The sequence below is a fragment of the Pseudomonas sp. LBUM1647 genome (assembly GCF_059716175.1).
In genome coordinates this window covers 3,783,498-3,800,971 of record NZ_CP166809.1, presented here as the reverse complement: position 1 = coordinate 3,800,971, position 17,474 = coordinate 3,783,498, and the positions used below count along the sequence as shown (strand labels likewise).

At 62.1% G+C, this 17,474-nt stretch carries 14 protein-coding genes; 12 read left to right on the top strand and 2 right to left on the bottom strand.

Annotated elements, in window-relative coordinates; translation table 11 throughout:
- Window positions 1–755 precede the first annotated feature (755 nt).
- Window positions 756–1,982, top strand: a complete 1,227-nt coding sequence (locus ACA059_RS17315; RefSeq protein ID WP_497630245.1) for an RtcB family protein — start codon at window positions 756–758, stop codon at window positions 1,980–1,982.
- A gap of 12 nt (window positions 1,983–1,994) precedes the next feature.
- Here ACA059_RS17315 and ACA059_RS17310 read toward each other — a convergent pair whose 3' ends face one another.
- Window positions 1,995–2,708: a cupin domain-containing protein gene (locus tag ACA059_RS17310; protein WP_497630244.1), complete on the bottom strand. Its 714-nt coding sequence runs from the start codon at window positions 2,706–2,708 to the stop codon at window positions 1,995–1,997.
- A gap of 40 nt (window positions 2,709–2,748) precedes the next feature.
- Window positions 2,749–3,606 (bottom strand): GNAT family N-acetyltransferase, encoded by an 858-nt coding sequence (locus tag ACA059_RS17305; protein WP_497630243.1) that lies wholly within the window; start codon window positions 3,604–3,606, stop codon window positions 2,749–2,751.
- Window positions 3,607–3,848: 242 nt separating this feature from the next.
- Between ACA059_RS17305 and ACA059_RS17300 the strand changes: the two genes are divergently transcribed.
- The 11 genes from ACA059_RS17300 (at window position 3,849) to argE (ending at window position 17,259) form a co-directional block, all read left to right on the top strand.
- On the top strand, window positions 3,849–5,321 hold the full coding sequence (locus ACA059_RS17300) for an aldehyde dehydrogenase family protein (protein WP_497630242.1): 1,473 nt from the start codon (window positions 3,849–3,851) through the stop codon (window positions 5,319–5,321).
- 515 nt (window positions 5,322–5,836) lie between these two features.
- Window positions 5,837–6,505 (top strand): haloacid dehalogenase type II, encoded by a 669-nt coding sequence (locus ACA059_RS17295; protein ID WP_129444761.1) that lies wholly within the window; start codon window positions 5,837–5,839, stop codon window positions 6,503–6,505.
- A gap of 58 nt (window positions 6,506–6,563) precedes the next feature.
- On the top strand, window positions 6,564–7,838 hold the full coding sequence (locus ACA059_RS17290) for an NAD(P)/FAD-dependent oxidoreductase (protein ID WP_497630241.1): 1,275 nt from the start codon (window positions 6,564–6,566) through the stop codon (window positions 7,836–7,838).
- A gap of 83 nt (window positions 7,839–7,921) precedes the next feature.
- Window positions 7,922–9,559, top strand: a complete 1,638-nt coding sequence (locus tag ACA059_RS17285; RefSeq protein WP_497630240.1) for an ABC transporter substrate-binding protein — start codon at window positions 7,922–7,924, stop codon at window positions 9,557–9,559.
- 45 nt (window positions 9,560–9,604) lie between these two features.
- Window positions 9,605–10,561 (top strand): ABC transporter permease, encoded by a 957-nt coding sequence (locus ACA059_RS17280; RefSeq protein WP_123366699.1) that lies wholly within the window; start codon window positions 9,605–9,607, stop codon window positions 10,559–10,561.
- The gene (locus tag ACA059_RS17275) at window positions 10,558–11,433 is read left to right on the top strand and encodes an ABC transporter permease (protein ID WP_497630239.1); all 876 of its coding nucleotides are present in this window, start codon (window positions 10,558–10,560) and stop codon (window positions 11,431–11,433) included. Before ACA059_RS17280 ends, ACA059_RS17275 begins: the two co-directional genes overlap by 4 nt.
- A 1-nt stretch (window position 11,434) precedes the next feature.
- A complete protein-coding gene (locus tag ACA059_RS17270; RefSeq protein ID WP_497630238.1) occupies window positions 11,435–13,276 on the top strand; it encodes an ABC transporter ATP-binding protein in 1,842 nt (613 codons plus the stop codon).
- Window positions 13,273–13,581 (top strand): (2Fe-2S)-binding protein, encoded by a 309-nt coding sequence (locus ACA059_RS17265; protein WP_497630237.1) that lies wholly within the window; start codon window positions 13,273–13,275, stop codon window positions 13,579–13,581. Before ACA059_RS17270 ends, ACA059_RS17265 begins: the two co-directional genes overlap by 4 nt.
- Entirely contained in the window at window positions 13,563–14,954 is a 1,392-nt protein-coding gene (locus tag ACA059_RS17260) for an FAD/NAD(P)-dependent oxidoreductase (protein ID WP_497630236.1), read from the top strand. The genes ACA059_RS17265 and ACA059_RS17260 overlap by 19 nt, the downstream gene beginning before the upstream one ends.
- Window positions 14,951–16,105, top strand: coding sequence for an NAD(P)/FAD-dependent oxidoreductase (locus ACA059_RS17255; protein WP_497630235.1), 1,155 nt, complete (start codon window positions 14,951–14,953; stop codon window positions 16,103–16,105). The genes ACA059_RS17260 and ACA059_RS17255 overlap by 4 nt, the downstream gene beginning before the upstream one ends.
- Window positions 16,102–17,259, top strand: coding sequence for an acetylornithine deacetylase (gene argE / locus ACA059_RS17250; protein WP_497630234.1), 1,158 nt, complete (start codon window positions 16,102–16,104; stop codon window positions 17,257–17,259). Before ACA059_RS17255 ends, argE begins: the two co-directional genes overlap by 4 nt.
- Window positions 17,260–17,474 lie beyond the last annotated feature (215 nt).

Genomic DNA, 17,474 nt, shown 5'->3' with positions numbered 1-17,474 from the left:
ATTCGGTGCCTCGCCTAGGCTCGGCATGCCCTCACTCCGGCATTACTCCGGGGGCCCGCCGCCATCGGCCATCCATGGCCGGGGGCGGCTACCGCGGCATCCCTGCCGCGGTGCCCCCTGCGCAACGCCTGCGTTCGGCCTCTGGGAAAGGGGCGGCAGATCTAAAGGCAAAACAAAGCAACGGCAACGGCAACGGCAAGATCAAAAGATCGCAGCCTCGCTTCGCTCGACAGCTCCTACAGGGAAATGTGTTCACTTGAAGCCAGGCCGGCCGGTAGGCCGCCTCGCTTTGGCTTTTGCGGTGCACGCCCCCTCGAGAGGCCGAGTGGAGGTTCTGCGCAGTGGGCAACCCGGCATGGATGGCGGCGGGCCCACGGAGCAGGACCGGAGCGAGGGCATGGCGAGCCTAGGCGAGCCACCGAACGAAAGGGGCAAAAGCCCTTGGTTACTTGGGGCTTTTCCAAGTAACCCGCTGTAAGAGCGGAACCATAAGCAGCCGTGACCGCAGAAACGGATATGTACACAAAAAACAAAAGACAGGTCGGTGGCTGTTTTCTACGGTGTACCGAGCGCTACTCGGGGGAGCCGCGTCTGCTCATCGAAGCTTGCGTACCGGGCGACTCCCGGTAAATAAATTTGTCCCCTTTTTTCCGCGAAGTAGGAAAATCAAAGCTGGCGCGTCGGCTGCTATACCTTTTTCACCTTAGGCGCCAGAACAACGCCGAACAATCGGCCAATAGAAAAGAATCAAAATCATGCAAGCACATACCTACCAACTGCTGGAAGTCGCCAACGGTAAACCGATCAAGCTCTGGACCGAAGGCGTCCCGGTAGAACACGAAGCCAGACAGCAATTGATGAACACCGCCAAGATGCCGTTCATCTTCAAGCATCTGGCCGTGATGCCCGACGTACACCTGGGCAAGGGCTCGACCATCGGCAGCGTGATTCCCACGATCGGCGCGATCATTCCGGCCGCTGTTGGGGTGGATATTGGCTGCGGGATGATCGCCGCGTGCACGTCGCTGACCGCCAGCGATTTGCCGGACAACCTGCATGGCTTGCGTTGCGCGATCGAGAAAGCGGTGCCCCATGGTCGCACCAGTGGGCGCGGCGTTCGGGACAAAGGCGCCTGGGACAGCGTTCCGCATCAGGCGGACCGGGCCTGGGCGGCACTGGACCCACGGTTCAAGGCGATCACCGGCAAGTACCCGAAACTCGCCAACACCAACAACCGTGGGCACTTGGGCACGCTGGGTAGTGGGAACCACTTCATCGAAGTGTGCCTGGATGAAACCGACCGGGTCTGGTTCATGCTGCACAGCGGTTCCCGTGGTGTCGGCAACGCTATTGGCAACCTGTTCATTCAAATGGCTCAGGCGGACATGCGTCAGCACCTCGCCAATCTGCCGGACCGTGACCTGGCTTACTTTAAAGAGGGCAGCCGGCACTTCGATGACTACGTCGAAGCGGTCGGCTGGGCCCAGGACTTCGCCAGGCAGAACCGTGAATTGATGATGCAAGCGGTGATTCAGGCGACCCGAAAAGTGATCAGCAAGCCCTTTGAGGTGGCGCTGGAAGCGGTAAACTGCCACCACAACTACGTGCAGAAAGAGCGGCATTTTGGTGAGGAAATTCTGGTCACCCGTAAAGGCGCGGTGTCGGCGAAGAAGGGCGAGTTGGGGATTATTCCGGGATCGATGGGCGCCAAAAGCTTCATCGTCCGTGGGCTGGGTAACGAGGATTCATTCTGCTCCTGCAGCCACGGCGCCGGCCGCACCATGAGTCGTACCAAAGCGAAAAGCCTGTTCACCGTCGAAGACCAGATCCGTGCCACCGCCCATGTGGAGTGCCGCAAGGACGCTGCCGTCATCGATGAAATTCCGATGGCCTACAAGGACATCGACCACGTCATGCACGCCCAGCGCGAGTTGGTGGAAGTACTGCACACCTTGCGTCAGGTGGTGTGCGTAAAAGGATAGGAAAAATGGCCACTACTTCACCGCATAGAACTTGCGCACATACCGCGTACTTTTCCACGCGCACGGTGCCCCTAGCGGCACAAACACGCTGTCGCCGGTGTTGACCTTCACGCTCGTTCCATCAGGCGCCAGCAAGGTGACGCTGCCTTCGATCAGATTCATCAATTCATGGAGTTTGTGGGGGCGGCCGTGACGCTCATACGGTGTCGAATCCCAAACGCCGACACGCAAGTGGGTGGCGTCGTCTTCGAAGGCATTGTGTGAGCGGCACTGCGGCGTCGGCCCGATCAGAATCTGCGGTTCCGGTGCGGCCGAAGGCGAGAGCATGTCCAGCGGGTCGAGGGCGGTCAGACCGGGTGTCGGGAGTGCGGAGGGGCTGGTGACTGCACAAAAGGCCCAGCACGTATCAGCGTGGGCCTGGAGTCGCAACGATGTGCCGCGACCGATCACGGCGCCGGCGCCGACACCGAGTTCCAGCGTCTGCTCCTCGGATTGCAGCACGACGTGGCCGGCATGGACCACGATCACTTCGGTGTGCGGAAAGTCATCGCTATCGAACGTTCCGCTGATGTGCACGATGCCCGCTGACACGCCGTCCGGGCCGTTGTAGGCCTGCTGGCGACCGTCCTTGAACGGATCGAAAGCACCCAAAGACGCTGCTGTAAAAGACGTGGCAACGCGGCTGCCGTCGGCGCGAGCCAACAGCAAAACGGTAGGTTCAGACATACGGGTGACGCTCCAAAAAAAAAGACTGTGGGGACAGCGATCAGCCGATGGCTTGAGTCACCAGTGCGAACTGCTGGACGCCATTGGCTGTTTGCGGCGGCGTGCCCTTGGCCATTTGCGCCACGGTATCGATCTGCTTCAAACCTGCGGACTCCAGCCATTCGGCCAGGCCGCTGTCTGCCGGGATGTCGATGCGCACGAAGGCGTCCGGTACTTGCGCCAGCAAAACGGCGATCAGGTGTTTGGCCTGCTGGAGGTTTTCGGCGACCACCGGGCCGATGCAACGACCACGGCCGAAGGGGCGCAGCAAGGCGAAGGCGCGTAGCTGGCCGTCGCGTTCGATCCCCACCGAATGCTCGACCACCTCAAACAGATCGGCGAGTACCGCTTTGCGATCCAGCCCGCTGCCGGCGTTGGCCAACGCCAGCACGCGAGCCTGATCCGCCGCGTTCAGCACACGGCAATGTTCGCCGTCGGCCAGTGCGGCGGGTGCAGGTGCATTGGCATTGCCCTGATGCTGCTGAATCCGGCCGAATTCGACAAAGCCCTGGCTGGCGTAAAGCGGCGCGCCGGCCAGTGTGGCGTTGAGCATCGGGGTGCGTGACTGGCAAGCATCCAGTGCCTGTTCCATGAGCTTGCGGCCGATGCCCTTGCCCTGATAGTCATCACTGACGATCACCAGGCCAATGGTGGTGAAGCCACCTTGGGGGCAGGCGAATGCCGTGCCGATCAGACGCTCGCCATCCAGCACCACAAAGCCGTCACTGACCCGTTGCAGCATCGCCCAGTCGTCCAGGCGATGGGGCCACTTCAACTGCACGGACAAAGCATGGGCCGAGGGCAGGTCGGCGGCCGTCATCGGGCGATAGACATAAGCAGGTTGTTGCAAGGCGGACATGGCGAGTCTCCGTTGGACAGTGTGCGCGAGCGGCCGGATTTCCAGCGCGATGGTGCCTGTATCCCATCTGTGTGAAGGCCTGACAAGAGGGGCTGGAGCATTCGGCAGATTCCGCAAGCCCGAGGCCGGCAGACCACACTTACTACTTAAATGCACCGCAAGGTCGGCAGCAAATGCCAGGGCTTTTTTTCTACGATGGAGACCTGAGTTCACGACGCATCGTCCCTTTTTTGGAGTGCTCCATGGATAGCTTCGATCCCCGCCTTATCGCTGTGCGCAGTGCTCACTTCATTGCGGGTAAATACCGCGATGCACAACCCGGGCTTGAGGTGGTGCGCCCCTCTGACGGTCAGGTCTATGCCCAGTTGCCAATCGCCGATGCCGACCTGGTGGATGAAGCCGTTACGGATGCCTGGCAGGCGTTCAACCGCAGTGACTGGGCCAGTCGTCCACCCCGGGAGCGGGCGCGGGTGATGCGCCGCTGGGCCGATCTGATCGAGGCGGACGCCGCCATTCTGGCTCCGCTGGAAGCCGTGGGCTCGACGCGTCCTCATAAAGATGTGATCGCCTGGGATATTCCTTATGTCGCCGAAGGCATTCGCTTCTTCGCCGAACTGGCGGACAAGCATGGCGGTCACGTCGCGGCGACCCAGACCGATCGACTGGGCATGCAGATCGCCGAGCCCTACGGCGTCATTGCCGCCATCGCACCGTGGAATTTCCCCTTGAGCATGGCCTCCTGGAAAGTGGCCCCGGCGTTGGCCGCCGGTAATGCCGTGGTCCTCAAACCTTCGGAGCTGACGCCGTTCTCCAGCCTGCGCTTTGCCGAACTGGCACTACAGGCGGGCATTCCGGCGGGGATTTTCAACGTCATCCAGGGCGATGGCCGCATCACTGGCGATGCCTTGTGTCGCCATCCGCGCGTGGCCAAGGTGACGTTCACCGGGTCCACGGCGACCGGGTCCAGCATCATGTCGACCTGCGCGCTGGTGGGGCCGAAACCGGTGACCCTGGAGCTCGGCGGCAAGAGCCCGCAACTGGTATTCGCCGACGTGCCGGACATCGCCAAAACCGCGCGCACTGTGGCGCTGGCCATCACCGGTAACGCCGGGCAGGTGTGCGTGTCCGGCTCGCGACTGCTAATCCAACGCTCGATCATGGAGCCGTTTATTGCGCATCTGCAGGCGTATTTCGAGGAACTGCGCCCGGGGCCGACCTGGTCAGCCGAGAGCACGCTGTCGCCGATCATTTCCCGACTGCAAGCCAGCCGCATCGACGGCATCGTCCAACGCTCGCGTCAGGCCGGCGCTGAGGTGCTGACCGGCGGCGGAGTGTTTGAAGGTCTGGGCGGCGCTTATTACCAACCGACCTTGCTGGCGGGTCTGGACAATGACAACCCGGCCATCGGCGAAGAAATCTTCGGCCCGGTGCTGACGGTGCAGGCATTCGATGATGAAGAACAGGCGCTGAGCCTGGCCGCGCACGCCACCTACGGATTGGCGGCGGGGGTGCACACCGCCGATATCAATCGCGCCCTGCGTCTGGTCCGGCGGCTGGAGGCGGGGACCGTTTGGGTTAACCGTTACGGGCGCAGTAACGATTACATCCTGCCGACGGGCGGCTACAAGCGCTCCGGTATCGGCAAGGACCTGGGGCGCGAAGCGTTCGAAGCCAATTTACGCTTCAAGAGTGTGCTGATCGATATCGTGCAATAACACACAGCACGTCATCTGTAGCAGCTGCCGAGCCTGCGAGGCTGCGTTCGGCTGCGAAGCAGTCGTCAACCGGGATGACGTGGTTTACCTGACACACCGAGGCGCATGATTTCACGACTGCTGCGCAGCCGAACGCAGCCTCGCAGGCTCGGCAGCTGCTACAAGAGGAAAGTTTCAAACCGCACCCAAACGGGCGCTTCCGCAAGGAAGCGCCCGTTTTCGTTCAGCCCGGCGCAGGTTCTGCGGCAGATCGGCGCGTGATCGGGCCTTGCAGGGCTATAAAGGCCCATAAGAGCGCACAAATACGGGGTTTGCCCAAGGCTTGTGCGCGCCGCAAAGTCTGCTGAGGGCGGGCGTTAAAACGGTGGTTTGTATCGAGCGAAGGTCGCTTTTAACGCCATCTGCTGATTTCACAGTGTTGTAATGACGGTGTGCTGCAGCGCTGCATCACAGCTTCGGTAACGGAGCGAATGCTTGTCACGCCATGACCTCAACGAACTTCAGGACCGCACTCAATGAGCTTTCTTCGCCCCAAATTCATTACGTTCGACTGCTACGGTACGCTGACCAATTTCCACATGGGCACGATGACTCGCGAACTGTTCGCCGATCGCGTGAAGCCCGAGCAGATGGATCAGTTCGTCAAAGACTTCTCGGCCTACCGCCTGGACCAGGTCATGGGTGACTGGATGCCGTATGACGAGATTCTCAAAACCGCACTGGCGCGGACCTGCAAGCGCTGGGGCATTGAATACCGTGACGAAGGTCAGCTGTATTACGACGCCGTTCCGACCTGGGGCCCGCACCCCGATGTGCCGGCCGGCCTGTCGAAAATCGCCGACAAGATCCCGCTTGTCATTTTCTCCAACGCCAGCGACAGCCAGATCATGTCCAACGTCGACAAGCTCGGCGCGCCGTTCCACAAGGTTTTTACCGCCGAACAGGCCCAGGCCTACAAGCCGCGTCTGGCGGCATTCGAGTACATGCTCGACAACCTCAACTGCGGCCCGGAAGACATCTTGCATGTGTCTTCCAGCTTCCGTTATGACCTGATGCCGGCCCACGACATGAAGATCAAGAACAAGGCCTTCGTCGCCCGTGGTCACGAGGTCCCGGCGAATGCCTTCTACGGCTACCAGCAGATCACCGATATTGGTGGGCTGGCGGCGCTGGTGGGTCTCTGAGTCGAACGGTAACGGCGCTCTTCAACGCATTCTTTTTTTTGGCATAGGCGGGTTAGACATGGGCAGTGAATCCTACTGGCTCGACACCGCACCGGCGTTCAGCGGTGCACAGCTCGGCGCATTGCCCGGGCAGGTCGACGTGGCCATCGTCGGTGGTGGTTTCACCGGCCTGGCAGCGGCCCGGGCGCTGGCCTTGAAGGGCGCCAGTGTGGTGGTGCTCGAGGCCGGAAGGGTCATCGGTGAAGCATCGGGGCGCAACGGCGGCCAGTGCAACACCGGTGTTGCCCAGGACTACGCCGGGCTCAGCGCCAGCCTCGGTGCCGACAAGGCTCGGGCCTATTACCAGGCTTACGAAAGTGCCGTGCAGAGTGTCGTTTCATTAGTGGAACAGGAGCAGATCGCCTGCGACCTGATTCGCAATGGCAAGCTCAAACTGGCGGCCAAGCTGATGCACTACGAGGGCCTGGCACGGACCTGCGAACTGATTCGCAAGGAAGTCGATGCCGACGTCGAATTGCTGACCGCGGAGCAGACCCGGGCGGAAGTCAATTCGGCCCAGTTCCACGGCGGCTTGCTGCAGCGCAACGGCGTGCAGATGCATGTCGGGCGCTTCGGTGTCGGGTTGGCCGAGGCCGCCGCCCGTCACGGCGCGCTGATCCATCAAGGCACCTCGGTTGTGGACTGGAAAGCCCAGGCCGGCGGTTATCAGGTCAACACCAGCAAAGGATCGCTGTACGCCGGCCAGGTGCTGCTGGCCACGGGCGCCTGTCAGCACGGTGGTTTGGGCTGGTATCGGCGGCGGATCGTGCCGGTGGGCAGTTTCGTGATTGCCACCGAAGTCCTTCCACCGTCGCTGATCGAGCAGTTGTTGCCGGGCCGACGCGCCTATGTCACCAGCCGCATGATCGGTAACTACTTTCGCCTCACCCCGGACAATCGCCTGCTGTTTGGCGGTCGTGCGCGGTTCGCCATGTCGGACAGTGTGAACGATGCCAAGAGCGGCAAGGTGCTGCAAGCGGCGATGGTGCAGATGTTCCCGCAGTTGGCCAACGTGAAGATCGACTACTGCTGGGGCGGGCTGGTGGACATGACGTCCGATCGGCTACCCCGGGCGGGTCAGCACGGCGGGATTTATCACTCCATGGGCTACAGCGGCCATGGCGTGCAGATGTCGGTGCACATGGGCCAGGTCATGGCCGATGTCATGGCCGGCAACGTCGAAGCCAACCCTTGGCGTGAACTCGAATGGCCGGCGATTCCCGGGCATTTCGGCAAACCGTGGTTCCTGCCGTTTGTGGGCGCCTATTACCGCTTCCAGGATTATTTGCATTGAGTTGATGTTGTGGCGTCACCGTCGTTTGCGTTTCAACGCTCCGGACAACCCGAGCCTTCTCATTATCGACAGGTACAACTGATATGACTGACAAGAAGATCGACTCCCAACTGATCTCCGGCCAGGAAAGCCTGCGGGTTTTCGAAGGCCTCAATCGCGGCATGTCGCGCCGCAATGCCCTGCAAATGCTCGGCGTGGCCGGTGTGGCTGCTGCGGGCGCCGGCAGCCTGTTCGGTGCCGCCGGTAAACTGTTCGCCGAAGAAGCCGCCACCCCCGGCAAAGGCAAACCGGGCGGGCGCATTCGTGTCGCCGGCATGTCCAGTTCCACCGCCGATACGCTGGACCCGGCCAAAGGCGCGTTGTCGACCGACTACGTGCGCCACTTCATGTTCTACAACGGCCTGACCCGTTTCGACAGCCATCTGGTGCCGCAACTGGAACTGGCCGAGCGCATCGACAACACCGACGCGACGCTGTGGACCATCACCCTGCGCAAGGACGTGACGTTCCACAACGGCAAGACCCTGAGCGCCGCCGACGTGGTGTACTCGCTGTCGCGCCACAAGGATCCGCTGACCGGTTCCAAGGTCATGCCGCTGATGGCGCAGTTCGAAGAAATCAAAGCCACCGGCCCCAACGAAGTGCAAATCCGCCTCAGCGCGCCGAATGCCGAGCTGCCGTCGATCCTCGCCGTGTCGCACCTGATGATCGTTCCGGAAGGCACCACCGACTTCAACCAGGGCATCGGCACCGGGCCGTTCAAGGTCAAGGAATTCAAACCGGGCGTACGCTCGATTGCTGCACGCAATACCGGCTACTGGAAACCGGGCCTGCCGTACCTGGACGAGATCGAGTTCATCGCCATTGCCGATGAGCCGTCGCGGATCAACGCGCTGCTGTCGGGCGACGTGCACCTGATCAACGAGGTCAACCCGCGCTCAACCACGCGCATCAAGGCCAGCCCCAAGCACCGGGTTGTCGATGCGCCATCGGGCAACTACACGGACCTGATCATCCGCCAGGACCAGATGCCGGGCAAAAGCGCCGAATTCACCCAGGCCATGAAGTACCTGCTGGACCGTGAACAGGTCAAATCCGCGGTGTTCCGTGGCTTTGCCGTGGTCGGTAACGACCATCCGATTTCCCCCGGTTCGCGTTACTACAACGCCGACCTGCCGCAAAGGGTCTACGACCCGGAAAAAGCCAAGTTCCTGCTGAAGAAGGCCGGCATGGAAAGCATCACCATGCCGCTGGTCGCATCGCCGGCCGCCACCGGTTCGGTGGACATCGCGGTGCTGTTGCAACAGTCGGCAAAACAGGCCGGGCTCAAGCTAGACGTCAACCGCCTGCCGAGCGATGGCTACTGGTCCAATCATTGGATGAAGCACCCGCTGAGCTTCGGCAACATCAACCCGCGGCCAAACGCCGACGTGATGTTCTCGCAGTTCTTCCAGTCGAAAGCGCCGTGGAACGAATCGGGCTGGCAGAACGATCAGTTCGATCAGTTGCTGATGCTTGCCCGGGGTGAAACCGATGACGCCAAGCGCAGCAAGATGTACGCCGACATGCAGACCCTGGTGCATGACCACAGCGGTATCGGCGTGCCGGTGTTCATCAGCAACATCGACGGTGTCGACCAGCGCATCAAAGGCTACGGCAGCAACCCGCTGGGCGGTTTCATGGGCTACATGTTCGCCGAGCAGGTCTGGCTGGACGCTTGATGAGCGGTGATTGAAGCGACGGGGACATTGCATGAGGGTAGGGCGATGAATAGCAACACACTGTGGTTGATCGGCCGGCGCCTGGGCGCCGCGATCGTGACCTTGTTGATCGTGTCCATGGTCGTGTTTGCGATCACGGCGGTACTGCCGGGGGACGCGGCGCAACAATCGCTCGGGCAGTTCGCCACGCCGGAACAGGTGGCGGCGTTGCGCCTGAAATTGGGGCTGGATCAGCCCGGTGTGTTGCGTTACCTGCACTGGTTGATGAACCTGCTGAGTGGTGACATGGGCCAGTCGGTCTCCAACGCCATGCCGGTCAGCGAGTTGATGGCCGGGCGGGTACCCAACACTTTGATGCTGGCGGCCGCCACGGCGCTGGTGTCGGTGCCGGTGGCGTTGATTCTGGGCATCGGCTCGGCGATGGGCCGCGGAGGGCGCATCGACAGCTTCCTGAGCTTTTTCACCCTGGCCATGGTCGCCGTTCCGGAGTTTCTGGTGGCGACCCTGGCGGTGCTGATTTTTGCGGTGAACCTGGGCTGGTTGTCGGCGCTGTCGTACGCCAGTGACATCACCTCGCCTTGGCAATTCATGCGCACTTACGCCTTGCCGGTGTTGACGCTGTGCTGCGTGATCGTCGCGCAAATGGCCCGCATGACCCGGGCGGCGGTGATCGATCAACTGGACAGCCCTTACGTGGAAATGGCCCGGCTCAAAGGCGTGAGCCCGATGCGCATCGTCCTGCGCCATGCCTTGCCCAATGCCATCGGGCCGATCGCCAATGCCATCGCCCTGAGTCTTTCCTACCTGTTGGGTGGGGTGGTGATCGTCGAGACGATCTTCAACTACCCCGGCATCGCCAGCCTGATGGTCGATGCGGTGACCAACCGCGACATGGCGCTGGTCCAGGCCTGCACCATGCTGTTTTGCACGGCGTACCTGGGGTTGGTGCTGATTGCCGACCTGTGCGCGATTCTGTCCAATCCGAGGCTGAGAAACCAATGAACAATCTCATTGTGAAGTCGACGCCCGTGACCCCCGATCTGTCGGTTGGCAAGGTGTCTCATGGTCCGGCCTGGCTGGGTCTGATCGGGGCTGCGATGTGCGTTATCTGGTTGCTGGTGGCGATCTTCGGCCCGTGGCTGGCGCCACACCCGGTGGGCGAAGTGGTCTCTGACAATGTCTTTGACAGCATCAGCGCCATTTACCCGTTTGGTACCGATTACCTGGGCCGCGACATGCTCAGCCGCATCCTCGTCGGCGCACGTTTCACAGTCGGTCTGGCGCTGGTGGCGGCCGTGTTGGCCAGCGGGCTGGGCACCAGTTGCGCGCTGCTGTCGGTGGTGTCGCCGAAGTGGCTGGACGAGGTGATCAGTCGCTTGATGGATGCCTTCATCTCGATTCCGAGCAAGATGCTGGCGCTGATCATGGTCTCGGCCTTCGGCTCCTCGGTGACCTTGCTGATCTGCACCGCGGTGCTGAGTTTCACCCCCGGCGCGTTCCGCATTGCCCGCAGCATGGCGGTGAACATCGAAGCCCTGGAATACGTGCAAGTGGCCCGTACTCGCGGCGAGCGTCGGCTGTACATCGCTTGCGTGGAGATCCTGCCGAACATGCTCAACCCGGTACTGACGGACCTGGGGCTGCGTTTCGGCTTCATCGTGCTGCTGCTCAGCGGCATGAGCTTCCTCGGTCTGGGTGTGCAACCACCGGATGCCGACCTCGGTTCTCTGGTACGAGAAAACATTGGCGGCCTCAACCAGGGCGCGCCGGCCATCGTGATTCCGGCCCTGGCCATCGGCACCCTGACCATCGGTGTGAATCTGTTTATCGACCGCCTGTCTTCGCGACGTAGTCGACGTTCGGGAGGCCATTGAAATGAGTGAATTGATTCGAGTCGAAAACCTGCGCGTAGTCGCCTGTGGCGAGCGCGGCGAAGTAGAAATCGTCAAGGGCGTGAGTTTCTCCCTGGCCAAAGGTGAAGTGCTGGCGTTGATCGGCGAGTCCGGTTCCGGCAAGACCACCATCGCGTTGGCGCTGCTCGGTTACGCCCGGCGCGGTTGTCGCCTGGCGTCCGGCGTGGTGCAGATCGGCGAGCACGACATGCTGGCGTTGAGCGAAAGCGAGCTGCAAGGGCTGCGTGGTAACCGTGTGTCCTATATCGCCCAGAGTGCGGCGGCGGCGTTCAACCCGGCGAAGAAACTCATCGATCAAGTGGTGGAAGGCGCGCTGATTCATGGCCTGGGCAGCCGGGCCGTGCTCGAAGCCAAGGCCATCGAGCTGTTTCGTGACCTGGCGCTGCCGGACCCCGATCGCATCGGCCAGCGCTACCCCCATCAAGTCTCCGGCGGGCAACTGCAGCGGGTGATGGCGGCCATGGCACTGATCAGCGATCCGCTGCTGGTGGTGCTCGACGAACCGACGACGGCCCTCGACGTGACAACCCAGATCGACGTGCTGCGCGCCTTCAAACGGGTGGTGCGCGAACGTGGGGCGACGGCGGTTTACGTGTCCCACGACCTCGCCGTGGTTGCGCAGATGGCCGATCAGATTGTGGTGCTCAACGGCGGCGAGATTTTCGAACAAAGCGCCACCGCGCCCTTACTCAAAGGCCCGGCCCACGAATACACCCGCAGCCTGCTGGCGGCGGCGCGGCCGGATACGACGATTCGTCCGCCCTGCGATGTGGCGCAAGACACGCCCTTGCTGACCATCCAGGGCCTGACCGCCGGTTACGGCAACAAGAACATGCACGGCATGCCGTCGATTCGGGTGCTGGAAGACATCGACCTGACCGTGCGCCGGGGCCAGGCCATCGGCGTGATCGGTGAGTCGGGTTCGGGCAAATCGACCCTGGCGCGAGTGGTAGCGGGGTTGCTGACCCCGGCGCTGGGCGGGCTGACCTTCGATGGCCAGCCCCTGGGCGGCTGCCTCTCCGAGCGCACCGCCGAACAGTTCCGATGCATTCAAATGGTCTTCCAGAACGCCGACACTGCGCTCAACCCGATGCACAGCGTCAGCACCATTCTGAGCCGGCCACTGAAGATGTATTTCGGTCTCAAAGGAGCCGCATTGCGCGAGCGCATCGGCGAGCTACTGGACCTGGTGCGCCTCCCGCGAGACATGGCTGAACGGCGCCCGAATGAACTGTCCGGCGGGCAAAAACAGCGGGTCAACCTGGCCCGGGCGCTGGCGGCCAAACCGGATCTGATTCTGTGCGATGAGGTGACCTCGGCGCTCGATACCGTGGTCGGCGCGGCGATTCTCGAACTGCTGCGCGACCTGCGTCAGGAGCTGGGGGTGTCGTACCTGTTCATCAGCCACGACATCTCCACGGTGCGGGCGCTGTGCGATGACATTGTGGTGATGTACAGCGGCCACAAGATCCAGGCCGGCACTCGGCAAGCGTTCGCCCAGGCGCCGTTTCATCCTTACACCGACCTGTTGATCCATTCGGTGCCGGAACTGCGCCAGGGTTGGCTGGAGAACTGCGGCACCACTTGTGGCGAACTGCCGCCGATCGGGGCCAAGGCCAACGTGCCGGAGCTGTGCACCTTTCTCAACCGGTGCCCGGTGCGGGTCGACGGCCTGTGCAATCGCACCGCGCCGAACCGCCGAGTCATCGCCGGTGGCAGCGAAATTCTTTGCCACCACGACACGGCCGAGCTGCTGAAAACCCAGCAGGATTTGAACATCATGACCCAGGGAGCTTATGCATGAAGGGGCGTTTTGTGAGGCTGGCCGAACAGGGCCGGCCGACCGTCAATCTGAAGGTGGACGGCGCACCCATCGAGGCGTTGCAGGGCGATACCCTGATGGTCGCGTTGCTGACCCAGGGCTCGACATTGCGTCAGTCGGAATTCGATTCGGGCCGGCGCGCCGGTTTTTGTTTGATGGGCGCCTGCCAGGATTGCTGGGTCTGGACCCGCAGCGGCGAACGCCTGCGTGCCTGTTCCAACGAAGTCCGTGAAGGACTGGACATCGTCACCACACAACCGGAGGCGAAATGGCCACTGCACGGCTGAGTTCTAATAAAGTCGTTATCGTCGGCGCCGGACCGGCCGGTATTCGCTGTGCCGAAACCCTGCTGGCCGCTGGGTTAAAACCTATCCTGATCGATGAAAATCGCCGGGATGGCGGGCAGATCTACCGTCGCCAACCGGAAGGCTTCACCCGCGATTACGCCACGCTGTACGGCACCGAAGCCGCCAAGGCCCGGGACCTGCACGAAAGTTTTGATCACTTGCGCGAACGGATTGATTACCGACCTGACACGCTGGTGTGGAACCTCACGCCGGGACAATTGTGCTGCGTCAGTCAGGGCAAGCACTCGACGGTGGATTACGATGCGTTGATCCTCTGCACTGGCGCTACCGATCGCTTGATGCCGATCGAAGGCTGGCAACTGGCGGGCACCTACAGCCTTGGCGGGGCGCAGATCGCGCTCAAATCCCAGGCGGTGTCCATCGGTCACAGCGTGGTGTTCATGGGCAGCGGACCGTTGCTGTATCTGGTCGCCAGCCAATATGTCAAAGCCGGCGCCAATGTGGCGGCAGTGCTAGATACCTCGCCGCTGAACAAACGTATCCTTGCCATGCCCAAACTGCTGGCGCGTCCCGGATTACTGTTCACCGGAATGAAACTCCTGGCGCAGTTGTATCAGGCGAAAATCCCGGTGCATCTGGGAATCAAACCCCTGCAAGTGCTGGGCGACGCGGCGAGCGGGGTCAATGGTGTGCGGGTCAGCACGGCGGGCGGGGAAACCCTGACGGTCAATTGCGATGCCGTGGCCCTGGGTTATCACCTGCGCCCGGAAACCCAATTGGCGGACCTGGCCGGTTGTCGCCTGCGTTTCGATGAGGCGTCCAGCCAATGGTTACTGGCAGTTGATGAGGACGGCCGGACCTCGGTCAGTGGCGTGTACGCGGCCGGGGACGGCTCGAAGATTCGCGGCGCGGACGCGGCTGAACACGCCGGAAGGCTGGTCGCCATGGCGCTGTTGGAGGATCTGCACCAACCGTTGAATGCCGGGTTGCGCGACGAACAACGTCACGCGCTGGCGGTGATGGATCAGTTTCGCCTGGGGCTGGCCCAGGCGTTTCCCTGGCCGTCGGCGCAAGCCAAAGCCTTGCCGGATGCCGCCATCGTCTGTCGCTGCGAGATGATCAGCGCCGGGGAGTTGCGCCGCACCGTCAGCGAAAAAGGTGCCTGCGAAGTCAATCGGGCCAAGGCGTTCAGCCGGGTCGGCATGGGCCGTTGCCAGGGCCGTTATTGTTCCCAGGCCGGGGCCGAGGTGATTGCTGCCGCTGCGGGCGTCAGCGTGCAACAGGTCGGCCGGCAGCGCGGTCAGGCGCCGGTCAAACCCCTTTCGATGCTCACCGAGGAGGTGTCGCCATGACGGTTCATAAAGCCGATGTCGTGATTGTCGGCGGCGGCCTGATGGGATCGGCGGCGGCGTTTTTTCTGCGTCAGCGCGGTCATTCGGTGATCCTGCTGGAGCGCGATCAGATTGGTCAGTACGCCAGCGGCGTGAACTTCGGCAACGTGCGCCGTCAGGGCCGATTCCTTGGGCAACTGGCGTTGGCCAACCGTTCGTGGGCCCTGTGGAAGCGCTTGCCGGAGTTGATCGACGACGACCTCGAATTCATCGCCAGCGGGCACATGCGTGTGTGTTACCGCGATGACGAAATCCCTGAGCTGGAAGCCTACGCGGCAGCGCCCGAAGCGGCGCAACTGGATCTGAAAATCTATCGCGGCGCCGAACTGCATGCGCGGTTCCCGTTTCTCGGTCCCGACGTGAAGGGCGGCTCCTACGCGCCCCACGACGGCCACGCCAATCCGCGCTTGGCCGCCCCGGCGTTTGCCCGTGCCGCACGACGACTTGGCGCGCGAATCGAAGAACAGACCGAAGTCGCCGAAGTGCAGAAGGTCGCTGGCGAGTTCAACGTCACCACCACCGATGGCCGCCAATTCAACGCCGCCCAGCTGTTGATCACCGCAGGCGCCTGGGGCCAGAAGCTGTCGGCGCAGTTCGGCGAGCCGGTGCCGCTGGACACCCATGGCCCGCAAATGGCCGTGACCGAACCGGTGCCTTACGCCTTGCCGACGGTGATCGGCGTGTACACCAAGATTCCCGAAGAAGTGATCTATTTCCGCCAGATCCCGCGCGGCAACATCGTCATCGGCGGCGGTTACCGCAGCAAACCGGACATGCTCAATCGCCGGGCCTATGTCGAGCCGCGCAGCATCCTCAATCAGATGGAGCAGATGCGCCGCCTGCTGCCGGGTGTCGGCAACCTGAACATCATTCGGGTCTGGAGCGGCATCGAAGGTTATCTGCCTGATTCCCTGCCGGTGATGGGCCCCAGCGGCACTGTCGATGGCTTGTTCTATGCGTTCGGCTTCTGCGGTCACGGCTTCCAGCTCGGTCCCGGCGTCGGCGACGTGATGGCCGAACTGATCAGCACCGGCAGCACCAGCACGTCGATTGAGCCGTTCTCCATCAACCGGTTCGCCCTCTCAGCCGAGCAACGGAGCAAGGCCTCATGAAACCCCGTGTACTGGATATTCTCAAACGCCTGATGGCCTTCGACACCGTGTCGTCGGAGTCGAACATGGCCCTCATCGAGTACGTGCGCGACTTGCTGCTGACCAAAGGCATCGAGTCGCTGATCGTCAAGGATGAAACCGGCAAAAAGGCCAACCTATTCGCCAGCACCGGCCCGCGCGAGTTGCCGGGGATTCTGCTGTCCGGGCATACCGACGTGGTGCCGGCGGCGGGGCAGGCCTGGACCTTCCCGGCCTTTCAGGCAACGGTGCAGGACGGACGGATTTACGGCCGTGGCAGTTGCGACATGAAGGGCTTCATCGCATTGGCCATCGACGCCATGCTCGACGCGGCGGACAGCCCCTTGAGCCGGCCGCTGCAACTGGCGCTGTCCCATGACGAAGAAACCGGTTGCGTCGGCGTGCGCCGTTTGCTGGACGTGTTGCACCTGGCACCGGTGCGGCCATTCCTGTGCCTGATCGGTGAGCCGACCAACATGCAGTTTGTGTTGGGGCACAAGGGCAAGGGTTCTTACCGCACCTACTGTCGGGGCCTGGAAGCGCATTCCTCGTTGGCCCCGCGTTCGGTCAATGCGATTCACGTGGCCTGCGATTTCATCGCCGCGCTGCGTCAAAGCCAGCAGCAATTGCAAGAGCAGGGCGCTCAGGACGCTGACTACGACGTGCCCTACAGCACCGTGCATGTCGGGCAGATTGTCGGCGGGAAGGCGCTGAACATTGTGCCGAATCTGTGCACCCTGGACTTTGAAGTGCGCAACTTGCCGGCGGACGATCTGGATCAGTTCCTGGAACAGATGCGCGAGCGTGCCGAAGTCATCGTGCGTGAGGCCAAAAAACTGTCCAGTGTCGCCGCGATCGACATTGAAACCGTCAACGTCTATCCCGGCCTCGATACGCACCCAAGCGTCGAAGCGGTGCGCTTCCTGAAGAACTTCGCCGCGCCGGATACCGGCACCGCCAAAGTCTCGTTCGGCACCGAAGGCGGGCTGTTCAAGCAACGCCTCGATGTGCCGGTGGTGGTCTGCGGACCGGGCTCGATCGAACAGGCGCACAAGCCGGACGAGTTCATCGAGATCAGCCAGATGGAGGCCGGGGAGCGGTTTTTGGATGGATTGTTGGGTTCGTTGAAGGTTTAAGATCAAAAGATCGCAGCCTTCGGCAGCTCCTACATGGATTGAGTTCACCCACAAAATGGCGGTGTACATCGAACCTGTAGGAGCTGCCGAAGGCTGCGATCTTTTGACTTTGCTTGCCAGTAGAGCCTGCCGTCTCACCCCGAATTTCAGCATCCAACACCGCCCAATCGGCACTTTCAGCATCCTCACCCGCAGCACCTCCCTAGACTGGAGCG

Bases quoted from the DNA above. Each gene is read 5' to 3' on its own strand.
- ACA059_RS17315 (WP_497630245.1), top strand. From the start codon at position 756: ATGCAAGCACATACCTACCAACTGCTGGAAGTCGCCAACGGTAAACCG.
- ACA059_RS17310 (WP_497630244.1), bottom strand. From the start codon at position 2,708: ATGTCTGAACCTACCGTTTTGCTGTTGGCTCGCGCCGACGGCAGCCGC.
- ACA059_RS17305 (WP_497630243.1), bottom strand. From the start codon at position 3,606: ATGTCCGCCTTGCAACAACCTGCTTATGTCTATCGCCCGATGACGGCC.
- ACA059_RS17300 (WP_497630242.1), top strand. From the start codon at position 3,849: ATGGATAGCTTCGATCCCCGCCTTATCGCTGTGCGCAGTGCTCACTTC.
- ACA059_RS17295 (WP_129444761.1), top strand. From the start codon at position 5,837: ATGAGCTTTCTTCGCCCCAAATTCATTACGTTCGACTGCTACGGTACG.
- ACA059_RS17290 (WP_497630241.1), top strand. From the start codon at position 6,564: ATGGGCAGTGAATCCTACTGGCTCGACACCGCACCGGCGTTCAGCGGT.
- ACA059_RS17285 (WP_497630240.1), top strand. From the start codon at position 7,922: ATGACTGACAAGAAGATCGACTCCCAACTGATCTCCGGCCAGGAAAGC.
- ACA059_RS17280 (WP_123366699.1), top strand. From the start codon at position 9,605: ATGAATAGCAACACACTGTGGTTGATCGGCCGGCGCCTGGGCGCCGCG.
- ACA059_RS17275 (WP_497630239.1), top strand. From the start codon at position 10,558: ATGAACAATCTCATTGTGAAGTCGACGCCCGTGACCCCCGATCTGTCG.
- ACA059_RS17270 (WP_497630238.1), top strand. From the start codon at position 11,435: ATGAGTGAATTGATTCGAGTCGAAAACCTGCGCGTAGTCGCCTGTGGC.
- ACA059_RS17265 (WP_497630237.1), top strand. From the start codon at position 13,273: ATGAAGGGGCGTTTTGTGAGGCTGGCCGAACAGGGCCGGCCGACCGTC.
- ACA059_RS17260 (WP_497630236.1), top strand. From the start codon at position 13,563: ATGGCCACTGCACGGCTGAGTTCTAATAAAGTCGTTATCGTCGGCGCC.
- ACA059_RS17255 (WP_497630235.1), top strand. From the start codon at position 14,951: ATGACGGTTCATAAAGCCGATGTCGTGATTGTCGGCGGCGGCCTGATG.
- argE (WP_497630234.1), top strand. From the start codon at position 16,102: ATGAAACCCCGTGTACTGGATATTCTCAAACGCCTGATGGCCTTCGAC.